The following is a 9,761-nucleotide window of genomic DNA, read 5'->3' on the forward strand; positions in this document are numbered from 1 at the left end:
ATAATGAAAATTCTTGTAACAGGTTTTGATCCATTTGGTGAAGATAAAATTAATCCTGCAATTGAAGCAGTTAAACGACTGGATAATGAAATCGCCGGAGCACAAATCATAAAACTTGAAATACCAACAGTTTTCGGTGATTGTGCCGATGTGGTTCATGAAGCTATTCTGAAGGAAACACCTGATTATGTTTTAAATATTGGACAAGCTGGTGGCCGCTATGGTCTAACTCCCGAACGAGTGGCAATTAATTTTGATGATGGTCGCATTGCCGATAATAAAGGATACCAACCACTTGCTACACCTATTCAGGCAGACGGTCAAAATGCATATTTCACGCAATTGCCTGTTAAGGCAATGGCGCGGGCAATTAGGGAAGCTGGGCTCCCAAGTTCAGTTTCTACGACGGCAGGTACATTTGTCTGCAACCACATTATGTATCAAGTGCAGTATATGATTGATAAAGAATTTCATGACTTAAAAGCTGGCTTTATGCACATTCCGTATTTACCAGAACAAGTTGTTGCTAAACCAGAAACTCCTTGTCTGAGCTTAGCAGATGATGTAAAAGGTATTACGGCTGCCATTAGTGCAATTGTGAAGATGGATGGCAAGAAAGATTTGGCAAGTATTGAAGGACATATTGCCTAATTTTTTGAATTATTTATATGTGTTGTGAGAAGAGATCGTTTTACTTGCGGTCTTTTTTCTTTTAATGAATAGTTTAGCGTATAATAATAACAGTAATGCAGAAAAGAAGGAGAATAATGGCGCAAACAAACCTGACTCCGATGATGGAGCAATATCACCAAATTAAAAAGCAATATCCCGATGCCTTTCTTTTTTATCGGGTGGGGGATTTTTACGAATTATTTGAAGACGATGCAATCAAGGGTGCCCAAATTTTGGAATTAACCTTGACTCACAGGTCCAACAAAGCCGAAAACCCTGTTCCTATGGCAGGAGTACCTCACGTGGCAGTGCAATCTTATGTAGATACACTGGTTGAAAAGGGTTATAAAGTAGCTTTATGCGAACAACTTGAAGATCCGAAAAAGGCCAAAGGAATGGTTAAACGTGGTATTATCCAACTTGTGACTCCCGGAACCTTGATGAATGACAAACCCAGTGAAGCCAAAGAATCGAATTATCTTACCTCTGTTGTAACTACCAAAAGTTGTTTTGGATTGGCCTACAGCGATTTATCGACTGGTGAAATTTATGCCACTCATTTGAAGAGCTTTGCAGCTGTTTCAAATGAATTATTATCATTACGCACACGGGAAGTTGTTTTCAATGGTCATTTAAATGATCAGGATAATGACTTTTTTCATAAAGCAAATATTACTGTATCAGAGCCGGTAGAGTTAACTGGCAAACATGCGGAGATTTCCTTTGCTGAACAGGATCTGACAAACTCTGCTGAAAAAGCTGCTGTAAAACAGCTGGTAGGATATTTATTACAAACTCAGCGTCGTAGTTTAGCGCATTTACAAGTCGCTAAAAGCTATGAAGTCAATCAATATTTACAAATGTCGCATACCGTGCGGGATAATTTAGAATTGACCGCATCTGCAAAAACGGGTAAGAAGATGGGTTCACTTTTTTGGGTGCTTGATAAAACACATACCGCAATGGGTGGGCGCTTGTTAAAACAATGGCTTGCTCGGCCATTATTATCCGTTGAACAGTTAAACAGGCGCCAAGAGATGGTACAGGCGTTAATTGATGAGTACTTTACGCGGGAAAATATTAATGATGCTCTCAAGGGAGTTTATGACTTAGAACGCTTAACGGGGCGAATTGCTTTTGGTAATGTCAATGCCAGAGAGTTATTACAGTTGGCTCATTCTCTTAATGCCGTACCAACAATTTTGACAGCAATGCAAAAGGCTGAAAATAAAAATTTGCAAAATTTTGCCAGACAAATTGATCCTTTAAAAGGAATTGCTAAATTGATTACGGATACTATTGTTGATCAGCCTCCAGTTCTGACTACCGAAGGAGGATTAATCAAGGATGGTGTTGATAGTCAATTAGATCGTTATCGGGATGCTATGAATAATGGTAAAAAGTGGCTGACTGGAATGGAGCAGAATGAACGTGCTCAAACGGGTATTGATAATTTAAAAGTTGGTTATAACAAGGTCTTTGGCTACTATATTCAAGTTACAAATTCAAATAAGAGTAAGGTTCCTTTAGACCGGTATACGCGTAAGCAAACTTTGACCAATGCAGAGCGTTATATTACCCCAGAACTTAAAGAACATGAAAATCTTATTTTAGAAGCACAAACCAAATCAACAGATTTAGAATACGATTTGTTTGTTAAATTAAGAGAAGAAGTCAAAAAATATATTCCAGCATTACAAAAGTTGGCTGGACAAGTAGCTCAACTTGATGTCTTTTGCTCTTTTGCTCAGGTGGCTGAAGACAATAATTATTGCAGACCTCATTTTCATACCGATAATCAAGATGTCAAGGTAGTATTAGGACGTCACCCAGTAGTTGAACAAGTGATGAAAGCTGGTTCCTTTATTCCAAACGATGTTAAGTTAACAGAAGATACTGATATCTTTCTGATAACAGGTCCTAATATGTCAGGTAAAAGTACATACATGAGGCAGCTGGCTCTTATTACCGTAATGGCTCAAATAGGATCATTTGTACCAGCCGATAGTGCTGACTTGCCGATTTTTGATCAAATTTTTACTCGTATTGGAGCAGCTGATGATCTGATTTCTGGTCAAAGCACGTTTATGGTCGAAATGACTGAAGCAAATGATGCTTTACAACATGCCACTAAACGCAGCTTAGTTTTATTTGATGAAATCGGTCGGGGAACAGCTACTTACGATGGCATGGCTCTAGCTGGTGCTATTGTGCAGTATTTACATGATGAAGTTGGAGCCAAAGTTTTATTTGCTACACACTTTCACGAGTTAACAGCCTTGGAACAGACCTTACCTCATTTGAAAAATATTCATGTAGGAGCAACTGAAGAAAACGGCAAGCTGATTTTTCTCCATAAAATTTTACCAGGACCTGCAGATCAAAGTTATGGCATCCATGTTGCGCAACTTGCTGGTTTACCGAGAAAGGTTTTACGCCAAGCTACTAAGCTGCTTAAAAGACTTGAAGCTCAAGGTAGTAATTTGGGACCGGCTTCAACACAACTTGATTTATTTAGCTCAAGTAATGAGCCGGCCGAGGAACTACCAGTTGGTGCAGAGTCAGATTCTGCCAGTGAATTGACTGACAAAGAAAAAGATATCCTAGATGAAATTTCTAATCTTTATTTGGCAGATCAAACACCGTTGCAAGTGATGCAACTGGTGGAAAATTGGCAAGAAGATTTAAAGGATGAAAACTAATCATGGCACAAATACATGAGCTTTCAGTTAATCTGTCTAATCAGATTGCAGCTGGGGAGGTAATTGAAAGACCGGCAAGTGTGGTCAAAGAGTTGGTCGAGAATGCGATTGATGCTGGCAGTAGCAGAATTAGAATAGATTTTATTGATGCTGGTTTAAAACAGATTGTAGTTCAAGATAACGGCTCGGGGATCCCTAGTAATCAAATTGATCTTGCTTTTACTAGACATGCTACCAGCAAAATAAAAAGTGAACATGATTTGTTTAATGTCAGTACTTTAGGCTTTAGAGGAGAAGCTTTAGCTTCGATTGCTGCAGTTAGTCATGTTGAAATTTTAACTAATTCTTCTGGAGCAATTGGAACGCGTGCTGAATTTGCTGCTGGTGTTAAAAAAATGCAGGAAGATGCTGCAGCAAGACAAGGTACTCAGATAACTGTCAAAGATTTGTTCTATAATACCCCGGCACGGTTGAAATATTTGCGCAGTCCCAGGACTGAAATTATGAAAACAGTAGATATTGTTAATCGCCTTGCATTAGGATATCCCGAGATTGCCTTCACTTTAATGAATGAGGGAAGAATGCTGCTTAGAACTGCTGGTAATAATAATTTACGCCAAACGGTATCAAGTGTTTATGGCCGCAATATTGCTGAACGAATGTTGCCTTTTAAAGGTAGTGATAATGATTTTGAAGTGAGTGGTTTAATATCCAAGCCGGAACTCACGCGGTCTACTCGTAATTTTATTTCTATTTTGCTTAATGGCCGTTACATTAGAAATTTTAAGTTGGCAAGTGCAGTGATGGCTGGTTATGGTAATAATCTTACTGACAAACATTACCCTATTGCAGTTATTAAAATCAAGACGGACCCCTTATTGGTTGATGTCAACGTTCACCCCACAAAGCGGGAGGTTCGCTTATCTAAAGAAACAGAATTGAGTCGCTTGATTACCAGTGCTATTAGTAGTGTGCTTCTGAAAAATGACGTGAAATCTGATGCATTGAGTAATTTAAATTCAAGTAAAGAAGATACACTGGTTGATCAACTTAAGTTTAATTTAAACAAAAATGTGGTAGAAACGAAAAGGCCAAATGCAGGAATTGCGGAAATTAATGAACAGCCTCCAGCAGAAATCAAACACATTCAGCATTCACAGTATGTGAATTTGGATATTCCGCGAGACAATGAACATTATCTCATAACTGCGACATGGGATGATAATGTTGTCAAGCAATGCAGTTTAACACCCTTTACTAGTAAAAATACTAATAATGAGATTATTTCAAGCGGTGATGAAGTGTTAGCAGCAAGCTTACCCGAGTTAAGTTTTGTTGGTCAAACCCCAATGTTTATTATTGCTGCTAATAATGATGATTTATACTTAATCGATCAGGTTGCAGCCAGAAGACTGCTTTCTTTTCAAAAAATCATGCGTGAACTTTCAAGCTCTAAAATCAACCAGCAGGGATTGCTGAGTCCTTTAATTTTAGAATTTGGCAACCTGGATTTTTTGCAAATAAAAGAAAAGATAGCGGACATCAAAAAAATTGGGATTTTTTTAGAAGATTTTGGTCAAAATACCTTTATTTTAAGATCTTACCCCACCTGGCTGAAACAAAATATTGAGCAATCTGTTCGCAAGATTTTAGACTTGTTTTTAAATGTTGATCAAAGTAATTCTCAAAATTTAATTAAAAGAATAGCGGCTGATCAAGCTCAACGAGAAGTTTCGGGGCGTAAAAAATTGACAACTGCTGATTGTGGTGCAATTTTGACTGATCTGCGGCAAATTGCTGATCCTTATCATGACGCTAAGGGGAATTTGGTAATTGTGCGCATCAGACAAAGTGATTTACGCAAAATGTTTAAGAGGAATAAATAAGATATGTATGAATATTTTCAGGGTGTTATTGTCACAATCAAACCTGATTTTGTAGTAGTTGATGTAAATGGAATTGGTTATAAAGTTTTTAGTCCCACACCTTATGCTTATCAAGAAGGACAAAAGGCGCGCGTTTTTATTGAACAAATTGTGCGGGATACCGGCATCACTTTATATGGCTTTCAGACTGAGGATGATAAGGGACTGTTTTTAAAGCTCCTAAGTGTAAGCGGTATTGGTCCCAAGTCTGCTTTAGCAATCATGGCGGCTGAAGATAGTGATTCGTTAGCAGAGGCAATTGAACAGGGTGAAGTAAAATATTTAACCCGCTTTCCAGGCGTTGGTAAAAAGACTGCTTCACAAATTGTGTTGGATTTAAAAGGTAAATTGGGAAGCTTTGTTAAGAACGCAAATAAGGCGGCTTCGGCAGAAGTATCTCCCGAATTAAATGACGCATTATTAGCATTATTAGCGTTAGGATATACCAAAAAAGAAGTAGATAGAATTATACCAGCTTTAATTGCAGAGGAAAAAACAACTGCGGATCAATACATTAAAAAGGGATTGGCACTTCTCTTAAAGAAGTAAATCTTGTTATAATGAAAATGACATTTAAAAGGGAAGTGAAACAGGTGACAGAAGATAAAAATAGTATTGTTTCTGGAGAGGTTCAAGGCCAAGAAGAAGAACAAGCTGAGTTTTCTTTGCGCCCCCAGACTTTAAGTGAGTACTTGGGTCAAAAACGCGTTAAAAAAGAAATGGCAGTTTATATTAAGGCTGCCCAAAAAAGGGATGAGGCTCTAGACCATGTGTTATTGTATGGCCCTCCTGGACTGGGTAAAACGACATTAGCTTTTGTGATAGCTAACGAACTTGGTGTGCATTTAAAAAGTACAAGTGGCCCAGCGATAGAAAAAGCGGGCGATTTGGTTGCCCTTTTAACTGATCTCGATCCTGGAGATATTTTATTTATAGATGAAATTCATCGTCTTGCCAAGCCTATTGAAGAAGTCCTGTACTCAGCAATGGAAGATTATTATGTTGATATTGTAATTGGAGAAGGACAAACTACTCACGCCGTTCACGTTCCCTTGCCCCCATTCACGCTTGTTGGTGCTACTACTTTGGCTGGCCAGCTGTCAGCTCCCTTACGTGACCGCTTTGGTATAGTTGAGCATTTGCAATATTATACGGTTGAAGAACTTGAAAAAATAATTTCTCGTTCCAGCAAAGTTTTCAATATTGAAATTGAACCCCAGGCAGCACACGAATTAGCTCGCAGATCACGGGGAACTCCCAGAGTAGCTAATCGGCTATTAAGACGAGTAAGGGATTTTGCCCAGGTGAAAGGAGAAAAAGTAATTTCTTTTGCGACCACAGCAAGTTCTCTTCAACAATTGCAGGTTGATGAAGAAGGACTAAATCAAACAGATCGCAAAATTTTACGGGTAATTATTGAAAATTATCATGGTGGACCAGTAGGTATTAGAACTTTAGCTGCTAATACTGGCGAGGACGTGGAGACAATTGAATCCCTTTATGAACCATATTTAATGCAAAACGGGTTTTTATTAATGACACCCAGAGGCAGAATGGTGACAGAGAAGGCTTATGTTCATTTAGGCCTGCCGCTGCCAAACAAGTAATGCAATTGTTCGTTATTTTCTGTATAATAAATATTTAGACAATAATTAATTTTAATTTGAGGAGTGTAAAAGTGAATAATTTATTTTTAGCACAAGCAAATGGTGCAGGTAGTAGTATGTGGACAATCATAGTTTTTGTAGTTTTGATTGCTTTTATGTACTTTATCATGATTAAGCCACAAAAAAAGCAACAACAAAAGAAAATGGAAATGATGAACCAATTGAAAAAAGGTGACAATGTCATTATGATTGACGGTCTTCACGGCAAAATCGATTCAGTAAATACCAAGGATAAAACGGTTGTGCTGGATGCTGATGGCATTTACTTAACATTTAGTCGAATGGCTGTACAACAAATTTTACCAGCTAATACGGCAAGTGCTGAGCCTGCACCAACACCTTCAACTTCTGATGAAGCTGAAAAGCCAGCAGATAGTGAACCTGCTCAAGCTTCAAAAGAAGAGCAAAAACCTGCTGCTCCTGCAGAAAAGCCAGCTGCAGCCAAACCAGCTGATGCTGCTGATGAAACTCCAGCTGATGGATCAAAAGAAAATTAAAACAATCTTAAGTGCCTTAGGGGCACTTTTTTGTTAGTAAAATTTATTTAGCTTAAAAAGTAAATATTGCTCAAGGCGCGAGTTTAACGGCAAAATAGTATAAAATGAAGTTAGTGTAAAAAGGTATGAGAAAGGATTTTTTCATGAATAACATTCCAGTAATTATGATTATCTTTGGTGGTAGTGGTGATTTAGCGCATAGAAAGCTGTATCCTGCACTTTTTAATTTATATGAACAGGGCCTAATTCACGATAATTTTGCCGTAATTGCAACGGCTCGGCGACCATGGTCACATGATTTTTTACGCCAACAAATATGCGATGCTGTGCACGAAACGCATGCTGAAGTAAACGAAAATGATTTAGTTGCTTTTGCCAGTCATTTTTATTATCAGTCACACGATGTAACCAACATTGAACATTATGAAACATTGAAGAATTTGGCACAAGAATTAGATGATCGTTATAGTGCGCAGGGAAATCGTATCTTTTATATGGCAATGGCTCCCAAGTTCTTTGGCACAATCGCTGAACATATTAAAGATCAACATTTGACCAGTACCGGTTTTAAACGTATTGTTGTTGAAAAACCCTTTGGAAGAGATCTGGCAAGTGCAGAAGAATTAAACCAGCAGATTACTGCTTCCTTTGCTGAAGATGATATTTTTAGAATTGATCATTATTTAGGTAAAGAAATGATTCAAAACATTCTGCCTATGAGGTTAACTAATCCTCTAATTAAAAATATATGGAATAATCAGAATATCAAAAATGTTCAGGTCACTTTAGCAGAACAGTTGGGAGTCGAGGCTCGTGGCGGCTATTATGAAACTTCAGGCGCTTTACGTGATATGGTGCAAAATCATATTTTTCAGATAATTACCCTTCTGGCAATGCCGGAGCCAAAGGATTTGACCTCGCAAAGTATTCACGAGGCTAAGCAAAAACTTTTAGACAGTATGGTAATTCCGACAGAAGACGAGATTGCGCGTCATTTTGTGCGGGGGCAATATTTGGGTAGTGATGTTACCTTTGGGTATCGGCAAGAACCAAATGTTGCTGCCGATTCAAATACAGAAACTTTCGTTGCTGGAGAGGTTAAATTTAAAAAGGGTCCTCTTGCTGATTTGCCAATTTATTTTAGAACCGGCAAAGAAATGCGGGAAAAGAAAAACAGGATTGATATTGTTTTAAAACACATGTCTAATCAATACGGTAAAGCTCATTCAAACAACATATCAATTATAATAGATCCACAGATGCAAATTTTTATTACTATTAATGGTAAAAAAATTAATGAACCCGGAATTCGCAGGGAAAATCTAAGCTACGGCTTTACAAGTGAAGACCAAAAACAGGTACCAGATGGCTATGAGCGTTTACTGCATGATGTTTTTGTTAATGATTCAACCAACTTTACTCATTGGAGTGAATTAAAGAATTATTGGAAATTTATTGACCATGTAGAAAAAACATGGCAAAAAGAAAATGAAAATGGTCAAGAGCCAGAACAATACTTGCCGTACAGAATGGGTCCAAAATCAGCAAATAAAATTTTCGAATCAGCTACCGAGCGCTGGATTTATGAGTAACTTTGATGACGGTCTTTTACCACAAAATGACACTCATAGAAAGATTATTCACCTTGATATGGATGCTTTCTATGCTGCAGTTGAAACACGTGATCATCCTGAACTAAAAGATAAGGCACTGGTAATTGGTCAAGATCCCAGAAATTATCATGGACACGGCGTTGTTGCTACGGCAAATTATATTGCTCGCCAGTATGGCGTCCATTCAGCTATGCCATCAATTAAGGCTTTAAAGCTCATACCGCCGGATAAACTGGTATTTAAGAGCCCTGATTTTAAAAAGTATCATAGTGTTTCTGCTGAAATTCATCAGTTGATGCATGAAATTACTGACAATGTTCAGTCTATTGCACTGGATGAAGCATATTTAGATGTTACTGAAAATAAGCTGGGATTAACTTCTGCTTTGCAAATCGCGATTGATCTGCAGGTAAAAATAAAAAAAGAAATAGGTTTAAATTGTTCTTTCGGCGTGACCTATAACAAATTTTTAGCAAAAATGGGTTCCGAATATTCGAAGCCTTTTGGTCGAACTATTATTTTGCCCCAAGAAGCTAAAGAATTTTTAGCCGTACAAAAAATTGCTCAGTTTCATGGTATTGGGCCTAAGACGCAAGCTAAGTTAGCTGAAATGGGTGTCTACACGGGACGTGGGTTGCAAAAAATGCACGTTCGTGATTTAATAAAACATTTCAACCGCATGGGT

General features: G+C 37.9%; 8 protein-coding genes. All 8 read left to right on the top strand.

Annotation, left to right across the window (positions count from 1 at the left end):
* Positions 1 to 3 precede the first annotated feature (3 nt).
* Positions 4 to 651 (top strand): pyroglutamyl-peptidase I, encoded by a 648-nt coding sequence (gene pcp, locus Q0R51_RS08495; protein ID WP_294758115.1) that lies wholly within the window; start codon positions 4 to 6, stop codon positions 649 to 651.
* Positions 652 to 791: 140 nt separating this feature from the next.
* Positions 792 to 3,374, top strand: a complete 2,583-nt coding sequence (gene mutS, locus Q0R51_RS08500; RefSeq protein ID WP_294758117.1) for a DNA mismatch repair protein MutS — start codon at positions 792 to 794, stop codon at positions 3,372 to 3,374.
* Positions 3,375 to 3,376: 2 nt separating this feature from the next.
* Positions 3,377 to 5,260 (top strand): DNA mismatch repair endonuclease MutL, encoded by a 1,884-nt coding sequence (gene mutL, locus Q0R51_RS08505; RefSeq protein WP_294758103.1) that lies wholly within the window; start codon positions 3,377 to 3,379, stop codon positions 5,258 to 5,260.
* Positions 5,261 to 5,263: 3 nt separating this feature from the next.
* Entirely contained in the window at positions 5,264 to 5,848 is a 585-nt protein-coding gene (gene ruvA, locus Q0R51_RS08510) for a Holliday junction branch migration protein RuvA (protein ID WP_294758105.1), read from the top strand.
* A gap of 11 nt (positions 5,849 to 5,859) precedes the next feature.
* Positions 5,860 to 6,906: a Holliday junction branch migration DNA helicase RuvB gene (gene ruvB / locus Q0R51_RS08515; protein ID WP_110446349.1), complete on the top strand. Its 1,047-nt coding sequence runs from the start codon at positions 5,860 to 5,862 to the stop codon at positions 6,904 to 6,906.
* Between the two features lie 71 nt (positions 6,907 to 6,977).
* Positions 6,978 to 7,463, top strand: coding sequence for a preprotein translocase subunit YajC (gene yajC / locus Q0R51_RS08520; RefSeq protein WP_174794952.1), 486 nt, complete (start codon positions 6,978 to 6,980; stop codon positions 7,461 to 7,463).
* 143 nt (positions 7,464 to 7,606) lie between these two features.
* Complete coding sequence (gene zwf / locus Q0R51_RS08525) at positions 7,607 to 9,055, top strand: glucose-6-phosphate dehydrogenase (RefSeq protein ID WP_294758110.1); 1,449 nt, start codon at positions 7,607 to 7,609, stop codon at positions 9,053 to 9,055.
* Positions 9,048 to 9,761: DNA polymerase IV (gene dinB / locus Q0R51_RS08530; protein ID WP_294758113.1), on the top strand; the 714-nt coding region annotated here is incomplete at its 3' end. The genes zwf and dinB, both read left to right, overlap by 8 nt.

The organism is uncultured Lactobacillus sp. (genome assembly GCF_946477725.1).
GTDB lineage: Bacteria > Bacillota > Bacilli > Lactobacillales > Lactobacillaceae > Lactobacillus.